Source organism: Streptomyces marokkonensis (assembly GCF_039539045.1).
Taxonomy (GTDB): Bacteria; Actinomycetota; Actinomycetes; order Streptomycetales; family Streptomycetaceae; genus Streptomyces; species Streptomyces marokkonensis.
Map to the genome: position 1 here is coordinate 1 of NZ_BAABCQ010000149.1, position 19,546 is coordinate 19,546.

Annotated in this window: 17 protein-coding genes and 1 tRNA gene; 11 read left to right on the plus strand and 7 right to left on the minus strand. The window is 71.7% G+C overall.

Going from position 1 to position 19,546, the window contains the following annotated elements; all coding sequences use genetic code 11:
* The first annotated feature begins 59 nt into the window (after positions 1-59).
* Positions 60-132 (plus strand) — tRNA-Arg (locus ABEA26_RS28125).
* A 64-nt stretch (positions 133-196) separates the two neighbouring features.
* Here the strand turns inward: ABEA26_RS28125 and ABEA26_RS28130 are convergent.
* Positions 197-628: a hypothetical protein gene (locus ABEA26_RS28130; RefSeq protein WP_345596161.1), complete on the minus strand. Its 432-nt coding sequence runs from the start codon at positions 626-628 to the stop codon at positions 197-199.
* Positions 629-1,167: 539 nt separating this feature from the next.
* Between ABEA26_RS28130 and ABEA26_RS28135 the strand changes: the two genes are divergently transcribed.
* The gene (locus ABEA26_RS28135) at positions 1,168-2,655 is read left to right on the plus strand and encodes a peptidoglycan D,D-transpeptidase FtsI family protein (protein ID WP_345596162.1); all 1,488 of its coding nucleotides are present in this window, start codon (positions 1,168-1,170) and stop codon (positions 2,653-2,655) included.
* A 102-nt stretch (positions 2,656-2,757) separates the two neighbouring features.
* Here the strand turns inward: ABEA26_RS28135 and ABEA26_RS28140 are convergent, their stop codons facing one another.
* A complete protein-coding gene (locus tag ABEA26_RS28140; RefSeq protein WP_345596163.1) occupies positions 2,758-3,111 on the minus strand; it encodes a winged helix-turn-helix transcriptional regulator in 354 nt (117 codons plus the stop codon).
* Between the two features lie 86 nt (positions 3,112-3,197).
* On the opposite strand from ABEA26_RS28140, the gene ABEA26_RS28145 reads away from it, so the two are divergent.
* The 7 genes from ABEA26_RS28145 to ABEA26_RS28175 all read left to right on the plus strand — a co-directional run bounded on the left by ABEA26_RS28145 (position 3,198) and on the right by ABEA26_RS28175 (position 12,588).
* The gene (locus tag ABEA26_RS28145; protein WP_345596164.1) at positions 3,198-4,079 is read left to right on the plus strand and encodes a DUF2797 domain-containing protein; all 882 of its coding nucleotides are present in this window, start codon (positions 3,198-3,200) and stop codon (positions 4,077-4,079) included.
* A gap of 152 nt (positions 4,080-4,231) precedes the next feature.
* A complete protein-coding gene (locus ABEA26_RS28150) occupies positions 4,232-4,969 on the plus strand; it encodes a response regulator transcription factor (protein WP_345596165.1) in 738 nt (245 codons plus the stop codon).
* Positions 4,966-6,528, plus strand: a complete 1,563-nt coding sequence (locus ABEA26_RS28155; protein ID WP_345596166.1) for a HAMP domain-containing sensor histidine kinase — start codon at positions 4,966-4,968, stop codon at positions 6,526-6,528. The genes ABEA26_RS28150 and ABEA26_RS28155 overlap by 4 nt, the downstream gene beginning before the upstream one ends.
* Before the next feature lie 14 nt (positions 6,529-6,542).
* A complete protein-coding gene (locus ABEA26_RS28160; protein ID WP_345596167.1) occupies positions 6,543-7,934 on the plus strand; it encodes a bifunctional glycosyltransferase family 2/GtrA family protein in 1,392 nt (463 codons plus the stop codon).
* Positions 7,931-10,126 (plus strand): glycosyltransferase family 39 protein, encoded by a 2,196-nt coding sequence (locus ABEA26_RS28165; RefSeq protein ID WP_345596168.1) that lies wholly within the window; start codon positions 7,931-7,933, stop codon positions 10,124-10,126. The genes ABEA26_RS28160 and ABEA26_RS28165 overlap by 4 nt, the downstream gene beginning before the upstream one ends.
* Positions 10,127-10,179: 53 nt before the next feature.
* Positions 10,180-11,685: an MFS transporter gene (locus ABEA26_RS28170; RefSeq protein ID WP_345596169.1), complete on the plus strand. Its 1,506-nt coding sequence runs from the start codon at positions 10,180-10,182 to the stop codon at positions 11,683-11,685.
* A 129-nt stretch (positions 11,686-11,814) separates the two neighbouring features.
* Positions 11,815-12,588, plus strand: a complete 774-nt coding sequence (locus tag ABEA26_RS28175; RefSeq protein WP_345596170.1) for a TetR/AcrR family transcriptional regulator — start codon at positions 11,815-11,817, stop codon at positions 12,586-12,588.
* Positions 12,589-12,624: 36 nt separating this feature from the next.
* On the opposite strand, the gene ABEA26_RS28180 is transcribed toward ABEA26_RS28175, so the two are convergent.
* Both ABEA26_RS28180 and ABEA26_RS28185 read right to left on the minus strand, forming a co-directional pair.
* The gene (locus tag ABEA26_RS28180; protein ID WP_345596171.1) at positions 12,625-13,095 is read right to left on the minus strand and encodes a PPOX class F420-dependent oxidoreductase; all 471 of its coding nucleotides are present in this window, start codon (positions 13,093-13,095) and stop codon (positions 12,625-12,627) included.
* A 9-nt stretch (positions 13,096-13,104) separates the two neighbouring features.
* Positions 13,105-13,464, minus strand: coding sequence for an STAS domain-containing protein (locus ABEA26_RS28185; protein WP_425587912.1), 360 nt, complete (start codon positions 13,462-13,464; stop codon positions 13,105-13,107).
* A gap of 278 nt (positions 13,465-13,742) precedes the next feature.
* Here ABEA26_RS28185 and ABEA26_RS28190 point away from each other — a divergent pair, with 278 nt between their 5' ends.
* Both ABEA26_RS28190 and ABEA26_RS28195 read left to right on the plus strand, forming a co-directional pair.
* Complete coding sequence (locus ABEA26_RS28190) at positions 13,743-14,492, plus strand: ANTAR domain-containing protein (RefSeq protein WP_345596173.1); 750 nt, start codon at positions 13,743-13,745, stop codon at positions 14,490-14,492.
* Between the two features lie 18 nt (positions 14,493-14,510).
* Positions 14,511-15,212, plus strand: coding sequence for a GAF and ANTAR domain-containing protein (locus ABEA26_RS28195; RefSeq protein ID WP_345596174.1), 702 nt, complete (start codon positions 14,511-14,513; stop codon positions 15,210-15,212).
* A gap of 105 nt (positions 15,213-15,317) precedes the next feature.
* Here ABEA26_RS28195 and ABEA26_RS28200 read toward each other — a convergent pair whose 3' ends face one another.
* The 3 genes from ABEA26_RS28200 to ABEA26_RS28210 all read right to left on the minus strand — a co-directional run bounded on the left by ABEA26_RS28200 (position 15,318) and on the right by ABEA26_RS28210 (position 19,404).
* Positions 15,318-16,139, minus strand: a complete 822-nt coding sequence (locus tag ABEA26_RS28200; protein ID WP_345596175.1) for a YceI family protein — start codon at positions 16,137-16,139, stop codon at positions 15,318-15,320.
* Positions 16,140-16,295: 156 nt separating this feature from the next.
* A complete protein-coding gene (locus tag ABEA26_RS28205) occupies positions 16,296-18,818 on the minus strand; it encodes an MFS transporter (protein WP_486388979.1) in 2,523 nt (840 codons plus the stop codon).
* Between the two features lie 85 nt (positions 18,819-18,903).
* Positions 18,904-19,404 carry a MarR family winged helix-turn-helix transcriptional regulator gene (locus tag ABEA26_RS28210; protein WP_345596177.1) on the minus strand — a complete coding sequence of 167 codons (501 nt, stop codon included), beginning with the start codon at positions 19,402-19,404 and terminating at the stop codon, positions 18,904-18,906.
* Positions 19,405-19,546 lie beyond the last annotated feature (142 nt).

Genomic DNA, 19,546 nt, shown 5'->3' on the forward strand with positions numbered 1-19,546 from the left:
TCCTGTCGCCGCGAGCGGGCCGGAAGGGCCGGGAGCGGCGGTAAAACTGAAAAAGACAAGCACTCGTAGCTTAACGGATAGAGCATCTGACTACGGATCAGAAGGTTGCAGGTTCGAATCCTGCCGAGTGCACAGCTGAGCGAAGGCCCTGTGGAGTGTTCCACAGGGCCTTCGCTTTTGTCCGGCCGGACCCGCGTCAGGCGCTGTCCGCGTCCCTGCGGCGGCGGATGGCGAAGACCGTGCCGGCGCCGAGCGCGACGGCGGTGGCGCTCGCGAGGGCGATCGGCGTCATCGCGGAGGACGAGCCGGTCCTGGCGAGGTTGCCGTCGGCCTCGGTCCCGGCCTCGGTCCCGGTGGCGGGAGCCTTCGCCGCCTGCTTGGACGCGCCGCCCTGGGTGGAGGGGTCCGTGCCGGTGGTGGGGGCCGCGGTGTCCGGCCGCTTGTCGTCGTCCGCGTCGGGCTCTACGGGCTTGGCGTCGTCGATCTCGCCGGGCTCGCCGTCCGCGGGCAGGAGTGCGAATGCGTAGCGCTTCATCGGCCCCTGGACGTAGGACCTGTACGCGCTGGACGCGTCGGCGGCGAACAGCGCGAAGGCATCTGGCCTCGAGTTCCTTCTCGCCTTTCTCATTTGCGGCGACGGCGTCCTCGTAGGCCTTCTTGGTGTCGGCGATTGCCTTTTCCAGTTCCGCGTACGTCGGCCGGTCCGGTTGTTTCTGCTGATTCTGCGTCTGTGCCGCGGACGTGGTGACGGCGTGGTGGCGGCGAGTGCGGGGGCGGCGGTGAACAGCGGGACGGGTGCGGGCACCGCTACGGCGGCGGCCACGGCGAGGGAACGGCGAGTCTCACGAAGGGCCCTCTCGATGGGAGCGGGAAAGGAGAAGGGCTGCCGGAAGGTGTGCACGGCAGTCTGAATAGGGATGAGCTTATGGCTCAAGCAAAGGAGTGTGCCGGGGTTTTGTCCGGCCCACGGATATCCTTGGGGAAATTTTCCCGGATAAACGGGTCGGACAGGGAGGGCTGTTCACCAGGTCCGTCCTTCTCTGTGCCGCATGTCACTTTCGCGACCTACCCACCTGGCGCTCACCACTCGCGCTGTGTCTAGGGTGTGCGCATGTCGCGACGACGCATCTCCATATCCATCCGGCCGAGCCTTGGTGGGGGCACCCGGTGAACAAGCCACTGAGGGCCGTGGCGATCTTCTGTGGGCTGCTGGTGCTCGGCCTGCTGATCCGGGCGAACTGGCTTCAGTACGTCCGGGCCCCGGAGCTCGCCTCGGACACGAAGAACCGGCGGGTGCAGATCGAGCAGTTCTCCACCCCGCGCGGAGACATCGTCGTCGGTGGCCGGGCCGTCACCGGGTCCGCCGAGACGGAGGGCACCGACCTCAAGTTCAAGCGCACCTACACCGACGGGCCGATGTACGCGCCGGTGACGGGATACGCCTCGCAGGCCCAGGGCATGACGCTGCTGGAGAAGACCTACGACGGCATCCTGACCGGAAAGGACGACCGGCTGGCCTTCCAGCGGTTCGCCGACGTCGTCAGCGGCGAGGGCCGGCGGGCCGGCTCGGTGGTGACCACGATCGACCCGAAGGCGCAGAAGGCCGCCTGGAAGGGGCTGACCGACCTGAAGGGTGCCCGGGGTGCCGTCGTCGCCCTGGATCCCGCGACGGGGAAGGTGCTGGCCATGGTGTCGGCGCCGTCCTACGACCCGTCGACGTTCGCGGGCGGTACGTTCAACGAGTCCGACCGCTTCGTGGCGCTCACGAAGGACAAGAGCAAGCCGCTGGCCAACCGTGCGCTGCGGGAGACCTATCCGCCGGGCTCCACTTTCAAGATCCTCACCGCGGCCGCCGCCCTGGAGCACGACGTCGTCTCCGACATCGACGCCCGTACGGACGCCGTCTCCCCGTACCCCCTGCCGCAGTCCACCAACAAGATCGGCAGCGAGGCCGGCGACGCGGTCTGCAACAAGGCCTCGTTGAAGACCGCGATGCAGTACTCGTGCAACAACGTTTTCCTCGACGTCGCGGCCGAGTTGGGGCAGGACAAGATGCGGGAGACCGCGGAGAAGTTCGGCTTCAACGAGGACGTCTACTCCGACGACTTCGGCGACATGCTCGCCACCAAGAGCCTCTACCCGGAGGAGCTCGACCTGCCGGGCACCGCGCTCACCGGCATGGGGCAGGGCAGCCTCACCAGTACGCCGATGCAGATGGCCATGGTCACCGCCGGGCTGGCCAACGACGGCAAGGTGATGCAGCCCTACGTCGTCGACGAGGTCAAGGGGCCGGACCTCGGCACCCTGGAGAAGACGGAGCCCGCGGTGATGAGCGAGGCGGTCTCCGCCGAGACCGCGCAGAAGGTCCAGCAGATGATGGAGTTCACCGCCAAGGAGGGCAGCGCCCGCCGCGCCCAGATCGAGGACATCACGGTCGGCGGCAAGACCGGTACCGCGCAGCGCGGCGTCGACGTGAACGAGAAGGTGCCCTACGGCTGGTTCGTCTCCTACGGCAAGAAGTCGGACGGGACCTCCGTCGCGGTGGCCGTCTTCATCGACCCGACCGACATGGACATCTCCCGTGAGGACATCTCCGGCGGCGGTCTCGGCGCGCCGATCGCCAAGAGCGTCATGGAGGCGGTCCTCAAGCAGTGAGGGCGTCCGGCACGGAGTAGCGGGGGCCGGAGTGCCGCAGTGCCGGAGTGCCGCAGTGCTGGAGTGCTGGAGCAGTGGAGCGGGGGGCCGGGGGGCGGTGCGTCAGGTCTTCGCCGCGTCGTATGCCGCGCGGGCCCTCTCGACCGCCGCCGTCCGCCGCTCCGTCCAACGCGCGAGGCCGCGCACCTGTTCGGCGGCCTCGCGGCCGAGGTCCGTGAGGGAGTAGTCCACGCGGGGCGGGATCACGGGCCTGGCGTCCCGCCGGACCAGGCCGTCGCGCTCCAGCGTCCGCAAGGTCTGGGCCAGCATCTTCTCGCTGACCGTGCCGATCTCCCGGCGCAGCTCGCTGAAGCGGTACGAACGGTCCAGCAGCGCGATCAGGGCCAGGGTGCCCCACCGGCTGGTGATGTGTTCCATGATCAGACGTTCCGGGCACATCGGCTCACTCACCTTCATGCGTATACCGTACGCCGGGGCCTGTACTAACCGTGAGTTAGTACAGGCCCCGGCTTTGTCAGTGGTGCCCTCTACTCTCGGGAGCGATGGCACAGGCGTGGAAGTGCTCGGGGCTGCGGTGGGCGGCGGACGGCCCCGTGCTGACGTGGATCGGGGGGCGGCGCAGCGCGCCGGCCCGGGGGGAGCGGGTGGCCTTCGCGGTCGCCGAGGGGGGTGTGCGGACATGCGTGGGAGCGCGGGGACACGCCTGCCCGGTACGGGCCGGCGTGCCGGGACGGAGCGTTGGAGCGCGGTGCGAGGAGTGCGCGCGGCTGGACCGGGCGCACTCCGTGGCCGCCGACACCCTCGCGGACGACCCGAGGCCCTACCGCGTCTATCTGGCGTGGTTCGGGCCGGGGCTCACCAAGGTGGGGATCACCGCATGCGAACGGGGATCCGCCCGGTTGCTGGAGCAGGGAGCGGTCTGTTTCAGCTGGCTGGGCCACGGGCCACTGATGGCCGCGCGCCGGACCGAGGAGCTGCTGCGGGCCGCGTTGGGCGTTCCCGACCGGATTCCGTACGCCCACAAGCGTGCGGTGCGAACCGGGCTGCCGGGGTCGGAGGCGGAGCGTGCGGCGGAGATCGCGGAGTTGCACGCGCGGGCCGTCGGGCTCGGCGGCTGGCCGGACTCGCTGACGCCGGAGCCGTTCCGGAGCGTGGACCACGCGGGTGTCTTCGGAATCGAGGGGGTGGACCGTGGGCCGGCCGTCGTGGGGGAGGTGGCCGAGCTGGTGGCGGGCGGGGCGATCGGCGGTGGCCTGGTGGCGGCCGCCGGCCCGGACCTGCATCTGGCGACGGAGCGCGGGGTCGTCGTGCTCGACACACGGTTGATGACGGGGTGGGAACTGGTGTCCGTCGAGGGTGCGCCGTGCGCCGTGCCCGTGCGGGAGCTCAGACGAGCGGCCGAAGTACAGGACGGGCTGTTCTGACCCCTTTTCCCGACCTCCGCCTCCCCTGCCGCCGGCAGCCCCGTCCTTACCCGCGCCCGTCCGGAGGCCCGTGAGAGGCCGCTGTGGGTTTCTCAGACAAATCACAGCTTGGGGAAAGGGTGTTCTCAGAGCACCCCGACACCGTGTCCGGTATGACCACGACCTCGCCCCAGGGGCGCACCGAACTGCTGAGGCCGGACGGGAGCCCCGTCCGGGTGCTTGTGGTGGACGACGAGCTGTCCATCACCGAGCTGCTGTCCATGGCCCTGCGCTACGAGGGCTGGCAGATCCGCAGTGCCGGGGACGGACACGGCGCCGTCCAGGCCGCGCGAGAGTTCCGGCCCGACGCCGTCGTGCTGGACATGATGCTGCCCGACATGGACGGGCTGAGCGCGCTCGGTCGGCTGCGCCGCGACCTGCCGGACGTGCCGGTGCTGTTCCTGACCGCCAAGGACGCGGTCGAGGACCGGATCGCCGGGCTGACCGCAGGCGGGGACGACTACGTCACCAAGCCGTTCAGTCTGGAGGAGGTCGTCGCCCGGCTGCGCGGACTGATCCGGCGCTCGGGCGCCGCCGACCGGCGCTCCGAATCCGTCCTGGTCGTCGGCGACCTCACCCTCGACGAGGACAGTCACGAGGTCACCCGGGGTGGCACCGGCATCCACCTCACCGCCACCGAGTTCGAGCTGCTGCGCTTCCTGATGCGCAATCCGCGGCGGGTGCTGAGCAAGGCGCAGATCCTGGACCGCGTGTGGTCGTACGACTTCGGCGGCCAGGCCAACGTCGTCGAGCTGTACATCTCCTACCTGCGCCGGAAGATCGACGCCGGTCGCGAGCCGATGATCCACACCCGGCGCGGGGCCGGCTACCTGATCAAACCCGCGGCGTGAGTGGACGGCGACGACCGCGGCCGCGGTCCCTGCGGACGCGGCTCGTCGTCGCGTCGGTGGCGCTGATCGCGGTGGTGTGCGCCGTGATCGGCACGGTGACGACGGTGGCGCTGCGATCACATCTGTACGACCAGTTGGACGGGCAGCTGGACGAGGTCGCGAGCCGGGTGTCCGGCCCCGGGCCGCCCGGGGACCCCCAGGGCGGCGGGGACAAGGGCCCGCGGCGAATGGATCTCGACGCGTTCGTCACCCGCGGCCCGCAACCGCGCCGCACGATCGTCGCCGACGTGCGCGACGGTGTCGTCATCGACGCCAAGTACGGCCGGGACTCCGACGAGAGCACCGACCTCAGCGGCATGACGGCGATCTCCCTCGGCGCGGAGCAGCGCGCCGCGCTGGCAGCCGTCCCCCGGGACGGCGGCGCGCACACCACCGGGATCCCGGGCCTCGGCGACTACCGCGTGGAGTACCGCGCCGGCGCCAACGGCAGCTACTACGCCGCCGTCCCCACCTCCGGCGTCACGACCACCGTCAACACCCTGGTCCTCGTGGAGGCCAGCGTCACCGCCGCCGGTCTCGTCGCCGCCTCCCTCGCCGGGACCGTCATCGTGGGTGTCGCCACCCGCCCCCTGCGCAGGGTCGCCGCCACCGCCACCCGCGTCTCCGAACTCCCGCTGCACGCCGGCGAGGTGAATCTCGACGAACGCGTCCCGGAGTCCGAGTGCGACCCGCACACCGAGGTCGGCCGGGTCGGCGCCGCGCTCAACCGGATGCTGAACCACGTGCACGGGGCGCTGCACGCACGGCAGGAGAGCGAGACGCGGGTACGGCGGTTCGTCGCGGACGCCAGCCATGAGCTGCGTACGCCACTCGCCTCCATCAGCGGTTACGCCGAACTCACCCGCAGGGGAGGGGAACTGGTCGGCCCCGACACCCGGCACGCGCTGGGCCGCATCGAGTCCGAGGCCGGGCGCATGACCCTGCTGGTCGAGGACCTGCTGCTGCTCGCCCGCCTGGACGCCGGGCGCCCGTTGGAGTTCGGGCGGACCGACCTCGTACCGCTCGTGGTGGACACCGTCAGCGACGCCCGCGCGGCCGGCCTGGACCACAACTGGCGACTCGACCTGCCCGACGAACCGGCGTTGGTGTCGGCGGACACCGCCCGGCTCCAGCAGGTGCTGGTCAACCTGCTGGGCAACGCCCGCAACCACACCCCGCCCGGTACGACCGTCACCGCGCGCGTGCGGACGGTCGGGGCGTGGCTGTGCGTGGACGTCGAGGACAACGGGCAGGGGATACCGGCCGAGTTGCTGCCGCACGTCTTCGAGCGGTTCGCGCGCGGCGACTCCGCGCGGTCCCGGACGACCGGCTCCACGGGACTCGGGCTCGCCATCGTGCAGGCCGTGGCGACCGCGCACGGCGGTGGCGTGACGGTCGGCAGCGTGCCGGGCCGGACGGTCTTCACCCTGCGCCTGCCCGCGCTTTCGGAGCAGGAGAGCGCACCATCTCGCTCACAGGCACAGCACAGCCTCACCACACGGGTGCGACAGGAGAGTTGAGAAGAGTCGGTTCCATGCGAACCGACTTTTCCACCGGCTCCCTGCCGGCGCGGGAGCACCTCCCGGCCGCAGGAGCCGGTACACCCGTCCTGGACGTCGTGATCCCCGTCCACAACGAGGAGAAGGACCTCGGGCCGTGTGTGCGGAGACTGCACGAGCACCTCACCCGCACGTTCCCGTACGCCTTCCGCATCACGGTCGCGGACAACGCCTCCACGGACGCCACCCCGCACGTCGCGGCGCGGCTGGCGGCGGAGCTTGCCGAGGTCACGCCCTTCCGGCTGGAGCGGAAGGGGCGGGGCCGGGCTCTGAGGACCGTCTGGTCGGCCTCGGAAGCCCCGGTCCTCGCCTACATGGACGTCGACCTGTCCACGGACCTGAACGCGCTGCTGCCGCTGGTGGCCCCGCTGATATCCGGTCACTCCGACCTTGCGATCGGCTCCCGTCTCGCCCGCAGCTCACGGGTGGTGCGCGGCGCCAAGCGGGAGTTCGTCTCCCGCTCCTACAACCTCATTCTGCGCGGGTCTCTCCAGGCCCGCTTCTCCGACGCGCAGTGCGGCTTCAAGGCGGTTCGCGGGGACGTGGCCCGGGTGCTGCTGCCGCTGGTGGAGGACACCGGCTGGTTCTTCGACACCGAGATGCTGGTGCTCGCCGAGCGCGCGGGGCTGCGGATCCACGAGGTGCCGGTCGACTGGGTCGACGACCCGGACTCCACCGTGCACATCGTGAGGACGGCGGCCGACGACCTCAAGGGCGTGTGGCGGGTCGGCAAGGCCCTGGCCACCGGCTCGCTGCCGCTGGACCGGCTGGCGCGGCCCTTCGGCGACGACCCGCGCGACCGCGACCTGAAGGACGTACCGCCCGGACTGGCCCGGCAGCTCGTCGGTTTCTGTGTCGTCGGTGTCCTGTCCACCTTCTTCTACCTGCTGCTCTACAGCGGCTTCCGCCACTTGGGCGGCTCCCAGTCCGCCAACGCGCTCGCCCTGCTGGTCTCGGCGGTCGCCAACACGGCCGCCAACCGGCGGCTGACCTTCGGGGTGCGGGGCCGCGGTGGTGCCGCGCGACACCAGGTGCAGGGGCTGCTCGTCTTCGGTATCGGTCTGGTCCTCACCGCCGGTTCGCTCGCCGCCCTGACCGCGGCGAGCGCGGACCCGGACCGCTCGACCGAGCTGGCGGTGCTGATCGCCGCGAACCTGGCGGCCACCGTGCTGCGCTTCCTGCTCTTCCGAGCCTGGGTGTTCCCGGACGCGCTTCCCGTCGTGGACGCGCTGCCCGTCGTGGAGACGCTGCCCGTCGTGGACGCGCCCGGGCCCCGGCTCCCGCATCCCCACCGCGCCCGCGGCGCCGCCACGGCGCGCCTGCGGCCGGTGCCCCCCGCCGACACCGACCCGAGGGACGGACGATGACGACGCACTACGACAGAACGACGTACGCGGGGGACACGCGTCCGCACGGCGGCGAGGACGGGGAACCGCCGACGGCGGCGCCGCCCTCGCCCGGCCGGTCCCGGCAGCCGCGCCTGCGCGGACTGTGGCGGGGCCGCCCCGAGGACCCCCGCTGGGTTCGCCCGGCCCTGCTCGGCCTGCTGCTGGCCACGACCCTGCTCCACCTCTACAACCTCAGCGCCTCCGGCTACGCCAACTCCTTCTACTCGGCGGCCGTGCAGGCGGGCAGCCAGTCGTGGAAGGCGTTCTTCTTCGGTTCGCTCGACGCCGCGAACGCCATTACCGTCGACAAGCCCCCGGCCGCGCTGTGGCCGATGGCGCTGGCAGTGCGGGTCTTCGGGCTGAGTTCCTGGTCGGTCCTCGTGCCCGAGGTGCTGATGGGCGTCGCGACGGTCGCCGTCGTGTACGCGGCCGTGCGCCGCCGGTTCAGTCCCGCGGCCGGGCTGATCGCCGGTGTCGTGCTGGCGCTCACGCCCGTCGCGGCGCTGATGTTCCGGTTCAACAACCCGGACGCGCTGCTGGCGCTGCTGATGTCCGTCGCCTGCTACCTCGTCGTCCGCGCGCTGGAGGACGGCCGGACCAAGTGGCTGGTGTGGGCCGGTGTCGCGATCGGTTTCGCGTTCCTGACGAAGACCCTCCAGGCCTTTCTGATCCTGCCCGCCCTGGCCCTCGCCTACGGCGTCTGCGCACCGGTACGGCTGAGGAGGCGGCTGGGACAGCTCGCGCTGGCGACCGCCGCGATCGTCGTCTCCGGCGGCTGGTGGGTCGCGGTCGTGGAACTGTGGCCGGCCTCCTCGCGCCCGTACATCGGCGGCTCGCAGAACAACAGTTTCCTGGAGCTGACCTTCGGCTACAACGGCCTCGGCCGCCTCAACGGCGAGGAGACCGGCAGCGTCGGCGGCGGTGGCGGCGGTGGCGGCGGGCAGTGGGGCGAGACCGGCTGGGACCGGATGTTCAACTCCGAGATCGGCGGCCAGATCTCCTGGCTGCTCCCGGCCGCCCTGATCCTGCTCGTCGCGGGCCTGGTCGCCACGCGGCGCGGCGGCCGTACCGACACCGCTCGGGCGTCCTTCCTGGTCTGGGGCGGCTCGCTGCTGATGACCACGGCCGTCTTCAGCTACATGGCCGGCATCTTCCACCAGTACTACACAGTGGCCCTCGCGCCCTACCTGGCGGCCGTGGTGGGCATGGGCGCGGCGACGCTCTGGGAGCGCCGCGAGCGGGTCCGGGCGTCGCTCGCCCTCGCCGCCGCCGTTACGGCGAGCGTGGCCTGGGGGTACGTCCTCCTCAACCGCACGCCCGACTACCTGCCCTGGCTGAAGTGGCTGGTCCTGGTCGGCGGTCTGGCCGCCGCGTCGGGGCTCGTCCTCGCGGGGCGGCTGGGGCGACGGATCGCCGTCGTGGCGGCCGGGTTGGGCCTCGTGGCGTCCCTGGCTGCGCCCACCGCGTACACGCTGAGCACCGTGCGGGAGGGACACAGCGGCTCCATCGTCACGGCCGGTCCGGCCGGCGCGAGCATGATGGGCGGACCGGGCGGCGGCGGTGGCCGGGGCGGCGGTTTCCCCGGCGGCGGGAACGCACCCGGGCAGGGACAGGGCCAGGGGCAGGGTGGACCCGGCACCGGCGGCCTCCCCGGAGGCGCACCGGGCCGGAACGGGCAGGCGGTCCCGGACGGGCAGGCGGTCCCGGACGGGCGGGCGGTCCCGGACGGCCAGGCGGCCCCGGACGGCCAGGCGGCCCCGGACGGGCAGGCCGGCGAGGGTGGCCGCACGGGCGGAGGGGGCGGCGGCATGGGCGGCCTGCTCGACGGAGCCCAGGTCGACTCCGAGGCCGGGAAGCTGCTGGAGGCCGACGCCGACCGGTACACCTGGGTCGCGGCAGCGATCGGCTCCCAGAACGCCGCGAGCTACCAGCTCAGCACCGGCGACCCGGTGATGGCGATCGGCGGCTTCAACGGCACGGACCCGTCGCCGACCCTGGCCCGGTTCAAGAAGTACGTGGCGGACGGAGAGATCCACTACTTCGTGGGAGGCGGCGGCATGGGCGCCGACTCCGGCACCTCGTCGCGGATCACGTCGTGGGTCGAGGCCAACTTCAAGCAGGTCACGGCTGGTTCGGCCACCTTCTACGACCTCACGCAGCCGACGGGCTGACCGGCGAGAGTCCACGCTGTACAGCGTATAAGAGCGCCTATACGCTGTACAGCATGACGATTTCCTCCCAGGAACAGAGAGCCGCCCCCTCGGTCCAGGGTCACCCGCAGCGCTGGCTGATCCTCGGAGTCATCAGCCTCGCCCAGCTGACCGTGGTGCTGGACAACACCGTGCTGAACGTGGCCATCCCCTCGCTCACCGACGAACTGGGCGCGGCGACCTCCGACATCCAGTGGATGATCAACGCCTACTCGCTGGTGCAGTCCGGTCTGCTGCTCACCGCCGGCAGCGCCGCCGACCGCTACGGCCGCAAGAAGATGCTGACCGCAGGTCTCGCCCTGTTCGGGCTGGGCTCGCTGGCGGCGGGTCTCGCGGAGACCACCGGGCAGCTGATCGCGGCGCGGGCCGGGATGGGCGTCGGCGGCGCGCTGCTGCTGACCACCACGCTCGCCGTGGTCATGCAGATCTTCGCGCCCGAGGAGCACGCGAAGGCGATCGGCATCTGGAGCGCGGTCAGCGCGCTCGGCTTCGCCTGCGGCCCGCTGATCGGCGGCCTCGTGCTGGACCACTTCTGGTGGGGCGCGATCTTCCTGATCAATCTGCCCGTCGTGGCGCTCGGCCTGGTCGCGGTCGTGACCCTGGTCCCGGAGTCGAAGAACCGGCGGGGAGACCGCCCCGACCTGCTCGGCGCCGTGCTCTCCACGATCGGCATGGCCGCGCTGGTCTACGCGATCATCTCCGGCCCCGAGTACGGCTGGGCGTCGGGCCGGGTACTGGCCACGGCGGCCGTCGCGGTCGGGGTACTCGCCCTCTTCGCGTACTGGGAGAGCCGCATCCCGTACCCCATGCTCGACCTGGCCTTCTTCCGCAACCAGCGGTTCACGGGCGCGGTGGCCGGGCTGGTGCTGATCACCTTCGGCATGGGCGGCGCGCTGTTCCTGCTCACCCAGCACCTGCAGTTCGTGCTCGGGTACGGCCCGCTGGAGGCGGGACTGCGGACCGCGCCGCTGGCCCTGACGGTGGTGCTGCTGAACTTCTCCGGGGTGGCGGCGAAGTGGCTGGCCAAACTGGGTACGCCGGTGGCGGTACTGCTCAGCATGGTGCTGATGTCGGCCGGCCTGGTGGCCATCGCCACGCTCACCGGCGTGGGCTACGCCGGCACCCTGCTGGGTCTGCTGCTGATAGGCGTGGGCTGCGCGCTCGGCAACCCGGCCATGGCACACGCGATCATGAGCTCGATTCCGCCGGCCAGGGCGGGGGTCGGCGCGGGCATCAACGGTACGTTGGCGGAGTTCGGCAACGGGCTGGGCGTGGCCGTGCTGGGCGCGGTGCTCAACTCCCGGTTCGCGGCGCTGGTGCCCGTCGCGGCGACGTCGTTGCCGGCCGCCCTGGCCTCGGCCGAGGATGAGACGGAGCGGCGGCTGGTGATCGACGCGTTCTCCTCCGGACTGGAGAGCAGTCAGTTGGTGGGGGCGGTGGCAGTCCTGCTCGGCGGAGTGGTGGCGGCGGTGCTGTTGCGCAGGGCGGAGCGGGCAGAGTCGGAGGCTGTGGGCGCCTAGGGACGCGGATGGCCCGTCCTGCGGCGCGGCTACCGGCTGTTCCGGCTGTGCGTGGTTGACCGCGCGGTCCCCACGCCCTTACGGAGTGCTTGGCTGACCGGCGTCTGATGAGTCGAGGAGAATGTGCGCATGGCGAAGGAAGGGCGGCAGGGGCCGCGGGCCAGTGTCTGGCTGGCGGACGAGGGCCGTAGGGGCGGGCGGCGCGGTGGGCAGCCGACCGGGCAGCCGTCCGGCCTGGACCGGGAGCGGATCACCGAGGCCACCGTCCGGCTGCTGGACGCCGAGGGCCTGGCCAAGTTCTCGATGCGCCGCCTGGCCACCGAGCTGGGTGTCACCGCGATGTCCGTCTACTGGTACGTCGACACCAAGGACGAGCTGCTCGAACTCGCCGTGGACGCCGTCTTCGGCGAGCTGCGCACCCCCGACCCGGAGACCGGCGGCGACTGGCGCGGGCAACTGCGTACGCTGGCCCGGGAGAACCGCACCCTGCTGGTACGCCACCCCTGGCTGTCGCAGCTGACCGGCACCTACCTCAACATCGGGCCCCACTCGCTGGCCTTCTCCCGGGCGGTGCAGGGCGTCATGCGCCGCAGCGGTCTGCCCACGCACCGCCTGACCGGTGCCATCTCCACCGTCTTCCAGTTCGTCTACGGCTACGGCACCATCGAGGGCCATCTCCTCGCCCGGGCGGCGGCCACCGGTAAGAGCCCGGACGACTACTTCCAGGAATCCATGAGCGCGGTGGCCGAGTCGCCGGACACCGCGGTGGACGTCATCGAGGAGTCACGGGCCCTCATGGCGGCCCGCGGCGGCGACACGGTCGCGGAGATGCTGGACCGGGACTTCGAGTTCGCGCTGGACCTGCTCGTGGCGGGCATCGAGGCGATGGTCGAACGAGGCTGACCGTCACGCCAGGCCACGCCACGCGCCGCCCCGCGGTCAGTCGTCCGTCGCCAAGCGCGCCGGGAAGCCTCCCGTCGCCACCGGACCCCACTTCTCCGGTGTCACCCGAATGATCGACTTTCCCTGCTCCACCATGGCCCGCCGGTACTCGTCCCAGTCGGGGTGCTCACCGGCGATGTTGCGGTAGTACTCCACGAGCGGCTCCACGGAGTCGGGCGTGTCGATGACCTCCGCCGTGCCGTCGACCTGGACCCAGGGGCCGTTCCACTCGTCGCTGAGGACGATCAGGCTGACCCGCGGGTCGCGGTGCGCGTTGCGCGTCTTGGCCCGCTCTGGATAGGTGGAGGCCACGATCCGGCCGGAGTCGTCTACCCCGCAGGTCAGCGGTGACCCCTGAGGGCTTCCGTCGGTCCGCCGGGTCAGCAGGATCGCCCGGTGCCGGGGGCGTACGAAGTCCAGCAGCTCGCCCAGACCGACGCGGGTGTTCGTCGCGATGTTCGGTGCCATGCCGCCAGCCTAGGCCGAGGTCCCGCGCTCCGGCCCGGTCCCGCGCTCCGGCCGGGTCCCGCTCGCCGTACCGCTGCGGGGGCGCAGTGCCTCTGTGAGGTTGTCGTACACCGGCACGTCCCGGCGCAGGTTGGAGAGTTCCAGCACGCGGCTCGGTACGCCATGCGGGGCGGCCACCACCCGCAGCCGGGCGTGGTCGGGCAGACGGCGGCGCACCCGGTCGAGGAGGCGGACGCCCTGGGAGTCCATGAAGCGGGTCGCGGTCAGGTCCAGGACGAGCACGCGCAGGCCGTCGGAGTGGTGGTCCACCGCGGTCATGAGCAGGGGCAGCAGCCCGGCGGCGTTGCAGAAGTCGATTTCGGGGGGCAGCGCGAGCACGGCGTAGCCGGGTGGATCGCACGGCTCGCACGGTGGGGGGAGGAAGGTCACGTCACTCACCTGACAGACGTCCGCCGGCTTCCGGTCGAGGCCGCTTCCTGACCCTGCACCCATTCCATCACGCCGGCGCCGGGGCGGGGAAGGCACGCGCCCGCTCCTTCGGCCGGGCGTCACCGGCACGCAACCGAGCAGCTAAAGTGCTGTTCGTCCTGTGCTCGCAGTCGGGAATGTGCTGCGGAGCTCTCCTGCGCACGGCCGTTTGGCCGCGCATGCCGAAGAGGTTCGTGGTGGCTGCGTCCGAATTTACTGATTTGCCGCGTTTTCCGGTGGGCTTCGAGCTGGCCGAGGTCCTGACGGCCGCGGCTCGGCAACTGCATGAGACGGGCACCCCGGACGACACCCTGACCACCGCCGCGGCGCTGGCGGTGCGCCTGCTGCCCGGCGCGGAGCACGCGGGCATCTCGGAGATCCAGCGCGGTCGCCGGCTCCGCACCCTCGCCTGGACCGACGAGGTCGTACGGTTCGCGACCGAGCACCGCGCCGGGGCACGTGAGCCGCATCCGGACTGGGACCACCTGTGGACCACCCCCGTGGTGCGGATAGACGACAGCGAGGCCGACGGCGGCGGAAACGCCCTCGCCGACCTCGGTCTCCGCTCCGCGCTGTCGCTGCGGCTGCGCGCCGACCGGCGCCGCCTGACCGTGCTGACGGCGTACGCCCGCAAGCCCCGGGCCTTCGACGACGACGCCACCCGCGTCGGCCGGCTGTTCACCGCGCACGTCTCCCTCGCCCTGGACTCGGCGACCGTGCGCGAGCAGCTCACCGAGGCCATGCGCACCCGGGACCTCATCGGTCAGGCCACCGGCATCCTCATGGAGCGGCTGAACATCGACGCGGCCGGCGCCTTCGAGTCCCTGGTGAAGGCCTCGCAGCGGGAGAACGTGAAGCTGCGCGACCTCGCCCGCCGCATCGTCGACGCGAACACCGGCGCCGGGGGACGAGGCGTGAGCGAACGGTGACGGGTTATCCGTACGGGCATGACCTCGGAGATCCCTGACACGCTCGACCGTGCGATAGCGCGCAGCCAGGGCCTCGACACCCTCCTGCGCGACCTGACCGACCGGGCGGTCGCGCAGGTGCCCGGCGCCGTCGCCTGCTCGGTCACGGTGCGCCGCGCCGACCGGCTGATGACCCTGGCGGGCAGCGCCGGCCTGCCCAGCGGCCTGGACCTGCGGCAGTACGAGAACGGCTCGGGCCCCTGCGTGGACGCCGCCGAGACACAGAGCGCGCGGTACGCCCCCGACCTGGCGACGGAGACCCGCTGGCCCGCGTACACGGAGTACGCGCTGGCCACCGGCGTGCGCTGCGTGCTGGCGCTGCCGCTGGCCGTCGAGGGCGAGACGGGCGCCGCCCTCAACCTCTACGGCGTCGAGCCCGATGCGCTGGCCGGCGGACTCGACGCGGCCCGCGCCTTCGCGGAACGGGCCGCGCACGCCGTGAACGAGGCCCTGCGCCTGGAACGGCAGCAGGCCTCGGCGGCCGACGTGCGCACCGCTCTGCTCTCCCGCAGCGTCATCGACCAGGCGGTCGGCATGCTCATGGCCCGGGAGCGGATCGACGCCCACCGGGCCCTGGAGCGGCTGCGCCGGGCCTCACAGGACCGGAACGTCAAGCTCCGGGACCTGTGCGGCGACCTGGTGGCCAGGGCGTCCCGCGGCGCCCCACGCGGCCGGCGGTGACTCACACGGCACCAGTGGCGGGTTCACGCGGCCGGCGGTGACTCACGCGGCACCAGTGGCGGGTTCACGCGGCCGGCGGTGACTCACGCGGCACCAGTGGCCGGCTCAGACGGCCGGCAGCGACTCTCCCTGTACCGCCTGGATGTCCAGCTCGACCCTGAGCGTCGTACCGATGGCGGCGATGCCTGCCTGGAGGACCTGGTTGTAGTTCATGGCGAAGTCCTCGCGGCGCAGTTCCGTCGTCGCGCGGAACGCCGCCCGGGTGCCGCCCCAGGGGTCGGCGCCGGTGCCGAGGTAGGCCAGGTCGAGGTCGACCGGGCGGACGACGCCGTGCAGGCCCAGCTCGCCGTGGACCGTCCAGCGGTCCTGTCCGGCCTGTGCCACGCCCGTGGAGCGGTAGGTGATCTCCGGGTACCGCTCGACGTCCAGGAAGTCGGCGGAGCGCAGGTGGGTGTCGCGCATGCCGTTGCCGGTGTCGACGGAGGCCGCCCGGATCACCGCCTCCACCCGGGACTTGGTGACGTCGTCCGGCGCGATCTCGACCGTGCCGGTGAAGTCCGTGAACCGGCCGTGCACGCTGGAGATGCCCAGGTGCTGGGCGACGGCGGCCACGCTGGAGTGCGCGGGGTCGACGGTCCACGGCCCCGGCGGCGGCAGCTCGGTGCCGCCCTGGCGGGCCAGCGTCACGGTGCCGACCTCGGCCCGGCCGCTCGCGGTGACGATCGCGCTGGAGGCGGCGGGCGCGTACCCGACGGCCGTGACGATGACGGTGTACGCCCCCGGCGTCAGCACGGTGGTGTCCCGCACGGCGCCCTCGGTGTCCGCCTCGGCGCGCAGCACCTGCGTGCCGGTCATGTCGGTCACCGTGACGACCGCGTGCGACACGGCCCATCCGTCCCGCGTTCGGATCCTCGCGGTCAGTCCCATCCCGTTTTCTCCCTGCAAAGGCTCAGAAAGTGGTCGTGAAGAAGGTCTAGAGAAGGTCGTAGAGAAGTTCGTGGAGAAGGCCGTGAAGAGGCCGGCCCGTGGTGGGCGGGCGCACCTCCGCTCAGAGCGCGCACGCCACCACGGGCCGGGGTCTGGCTACTCGCCCGGGTGGGCGAGCTCGATGTCGTGGCCGTCGGCACCGGGGCCGGTGACCGTGAGGGCCGTCGCCACCGGCGGGTAGCCGGTCGCGATGACGGTGTACTCACCGGCGTCCAGGTCGGTGAAGGCGTACGCCCCGTCCGCCCCGGTGGTGGCCGTGCCGACCACGTTGCCCGCCGCGTCGACCAGCGTGACGCGGGCGTCGGCCAGCGGACCGTGCGGTGCCCGCACGACGCCCTGGAGCTGCGCCCCGGCCTGCAGGTCGACCTCGACCCGGGTGACGCCGGTGCCGCCCACCTCGAGGGGCAGGGCGCGCGGCCGGTAGCCCGCGGCGTTCACCGCGACGGTCACCGTGCCCGGCACCAGCTCGGCGAAGGAGAACTCGCCCGCCTCACCGGTGGCGGCGGTGGCCAGCAGGTCCCCGCGCACGTCGGTCACGATCACCATCGCGTCCTTGACCGGCAGCCCGTTCTCCACGGCCCGGACCAGGCCGGTCAGCCCGCTGGTACCGCTGAGCAGGACGTCGTACGCGATCGGCTCGTCGTTCACGACGATCGTCGAGGCCTGCGGCTGGAAGCCGTCGGCGGAGGCGATCAGGACGTACGATCCCGCGCCCGGCACGTCGACCGCGTACGAGCCGTCGCCCTGGGCGACCGACCGGCCCAGCTGCCGGCCCGCCAGCGAGATCAGCGTGACGGCGGCCTGCGGGACCGGCGCGGACTCGGCGCCGCGGACGAAGCCGCGGACCGCGATGCCACCGGAGACGGGCGCCTCCTGCGCACCGGAGCCGGTCGCCGTGGCGACGGCGGCGAGCCGCTGGGTGTCGTCGGGCCGCAGACCCGGGTCGGAGACCGGGGCGGCCGACATGGCCGAGGTGGCCGAGCCGGCCGAAGGTGCCGCCGACGCGGCCGCCGTCGCACCGGCCGGGACCGGCTCCGGAGCGACCCGGGTGGCCTCGGCCGGGGCCGGGGCGGCCGGGGAGGCGGTCTCGGCGGTGGCCTCGGCGGCCTGGGCCAGGGCGCCCGAGGTGCGCAGCGGCACCTCCTTGATGAACAGCGTCACCAGGAAGCCGAGCAGGGCGACCGGCGCGACGTACAGGAAGATGTCGGCGATGCCGTGCCCGTACGCGCTCTCCAGCCAGGTGCGGATGGGCGCGGGCAGCAGGCCCATGTCGGGGATCTGCCCGGAGCCCATGGCCTGGCCGGCCGCCGCCCGGTCCTCGGGCTTGAGCTGCCCGATGGAGTCGGTGGCGTAGTGGCTGATCCGGCTCGACATCACGGAGCCGAGCACCGAGACGCCCACCGCGCCGCCGAGGGACCGGAAGAAGGTCACGACGGAGGAGGCCGCGCCCAGGTCGCTCGGGGCCACCTGGTTCTGCGTGCACAGGACGAGGTTCTGCATCATCATGCCGACGCCGAGGCCCATCAGCGCCATGAAGATGCCGATGTGCCAGTACGGGGTGTCGTACCGCATGGTGCTGAGCAGGCCCAGACCCGCCGTCAGCAGGACGCCGCCGGCCAGCAGCCAGCGCTTCCACTGGCCGGTCTTGGTGATGATGATTCCGGAGACCGTCGACGAGATGAACAGGCCGCCGATCATCGGGATGGTCATGACGCCCGACATGGTCGGGGACTTGCCCCGGGCCAGCTGGAAGTACTGGCTGAAGTAGACGGTGCCCGCGAACATCGCGATACCGACGAACAGCGAGGCCAGCGAGGCCAGCGTGATGGTGCGGTTCTTGAACAGACGCAGCGGGATGATCGGCTCGCTGGCCTTCGACTCGACGAAGAGGAAGATCAGCGTCAGCACGATCGCGCCGCCGACCATGGCGCCGGTCTGCCAGGACATCCAGGAGTACTTGTCGTCGGCGAAGGTCACCCAGACGAGCAGCAGGCTGACGGCCGCGGTGACGAAGAAGGCGCCGGCCCAGTCGACCTTGACCTTCCGCTTGACCACGGGCAGGTTCAGCGTCTTCTGCAGCACGATCAGCGCGATGATCGCGAAGGGCACGCCGACGTAGAGGCACCAGCGCCAGCCGAGCCAGCTGGTGTCGGTGATGACACCACCGAGCAGCGGACCGCCGACGGTCGCGACGGCGAAGGTCGCGCCCAGGTAGCCGGAGTAGCGCCCGCGCTCACGCGGGGAGATCATCGCGGCCATGATGATCTGCGCCAGGGCGGACAGACCGCCGGCGCCCAGGCCCTGGATGCCTCGCGCGGTGATCAGCATCCCGGGGTTCTGCGCCAGACCGGCCACTACGGAGCCGATGACGAAGACGATCAGGGCTATCTGGACCAGGGCCTTCTTGCTGACCAGGTCCGCGAGCTTGCCCCACAGGGGGGTGGAGGCGGTCATCGTCAGCAGCGACGCCGTGACGACCCAGGTGTAGGCGCTCTGGCCGCCACCGAGGTCACCGATGATCTCGGGCAGGGCGTTGGTGACGATGGTCGAGGACAGGATGGCGCAGAACATGCCGAGCAGCAGCCCGGACAGCGCTTCCATGATCTGCCGGTGCGTCATCGGAGCGTCTCCGTTGGAGCCTCCCCCGTGCTTGGCATGAGCCCGCACACCGGCTGGTGTGGTCGTTGCCATGGACTTCCTTTACTTACGTGGTGGTCGCGGGTGTACGGGTGGACTGTTCGTCCCCGGACGGTGCGGGTGGCCGGGGAGCGGGTCCCCGGCAGTCGTCGAAGCTGGCCCTGAGGCGGGCCATGAGCCGGGACAGCTGGCCGACCTCGTCGTCGGACCAGTCGCTCAGCCGGTGGGCGAGCATCTGGCTGGTCCGTTCGGCGATGTCGTCGAGCCGGCCCTGGCCGTCGAGCGTCAGGCGCAGGATGCGCGAGCGCTTGTCCGCGGGGTCGGGTGACCGTTCGATCCAGCCCCGCTCGGCGACGTGGGCGACGTGGCGGCTGGTCACCGACATGTCCACGGCGAGCAGCTCCGCGAGCTTGCTCATGCGCATGTCCCCGTGGCGGCCGAGCAGCGTCAGCACGGCGACGGAACCGCTCGGACAGTCGGGCGGCAGCAGCCGCCCCATCTCCCGCTTCACGGCGCCGAAGGCGCTGAACTGGCGGATCAGCTCCTCGTACTGAGCCTTCTCGGCCATGCGCACCTCCCGTTATTTGTTGCTTAGGGCAACCATAGGATCGGTTGGTTGCTACAGGCAAATAAAAACGGTCATCGCGCCATAAAAAGAAGTCGGATCGTAGCCATGTCGTTCTGTGAGCCAAGGAGTTGCTTACGTGAAT

What these genes read in the sequence shown, in the direction of transcription:
- ABEA26_RS28130 (WP_345596161.1), bottom strand. Translation starts at nt 628, where the DNA reads ATGAGAAAGGCGAGAAGGAACTCGAGGCCAGATGCCTTCGCGCTGTTC.
- ABEA26_RS28140 (WP_345596163.1), bottom strand. Translation starts at nt 3,111, where the DNA reads ATGAAGGTGAGTGAGCCGATGTGCCCGGAACGTCTGATCATGGAACAC.
- ABEA26_RS28145 (WP_345596164.1), top strand. Translation starts at nt 3,198, where the DNA reads ATGGCACAGGCGTGGAAGTGCTCGGGGCTGCGGTGGGCGGCGGACGGC.
- ABEA26_RS28150 (WP_345596165.1), top strand. Translation starts at nt 4,232, where the DNA reads ATGACCACGACCTCGCCCCAGGGGCGCACCGAACTGCTGAGGCCGGAC.
- ABEA26_RS28160 (WP_345596167.1), top strand. Translation starts at nt 6,543, where the DNA reads ATGCGAACCGACTTTTCCACCGGCTCCCTGCCGGCGCGGGAGCACCTC.
- ABEA26_RS28165 (WP_345596168.1), top strand. Translation starts at nt 7,931, where the DNA reads ATGACGACGCACTACGACAGAACGACGTACGCGGGGGACACGCGTCCG.
- ABEA26_RS28170 (WP_345596169.1), top strand. Translation starts at nt 10,180, where the DNA reads ATGACGATTTCCTCCCAGGAACAGAGAGCCGCCCCCTCGGTCCAGGGT.
- ABEA26_RS28175 (WP_345596170.1), top strand. Translation starts at nt 11,815, where the DNA reads ATGGCGAAGGAAGGGCGGCAGGGGCCGCGGGCCAGTGTCTGGCTGGCG.
- ABEA26_RS28180 (WP_345596171.1), bottom strand. Translation starts at nt 13,095, where the DNA reads ATGGCACCGAACATCGCGACGAACACCCGCGTCGGTCTGGGCGAGCTG.
- ABEA26_RS28190 (WP_345596173.1), top strand. Translation starts at nt 13,743, where the DNA reads ATGCCGAAGAGGTTCGTGGTGGCTGCGTCCGAATTTACTGATTTGCCG.
- ABEA26_RS28195 (WP_345596174.1), top strand. Translation starts at nt 14,511, where the DNA reads ATGACCTCGGAGATCCCTGACACGCTCGACCGTGCGATAGCGCGCAGC.
- ABEA26_RS28200 (WP_345596175.1), bottom strand. Translation starts at nt 16,139, where the DNA reads ATGGGACTGACCGCGAGGATCCGAACGCGGGACGGATGGGCCGTGTCG.
- ABEA26_RS28205 (WP_486388979.1), bottom strand. Translation starts at nt 18,818, where the DNA reads ATGACGCACCGGCAGATCATGGAAGCGCTGTCCGGGCTGCTGCTCGGC.
- ABEA26_RS28210 (WP_345596177.1), bottom strand. Translation starts at nt 19,404, where the DNA reads ATGGCCGAGAAGGCTCAGTACGAGGAGCTGATCCGCCAGTTCAGCGCC.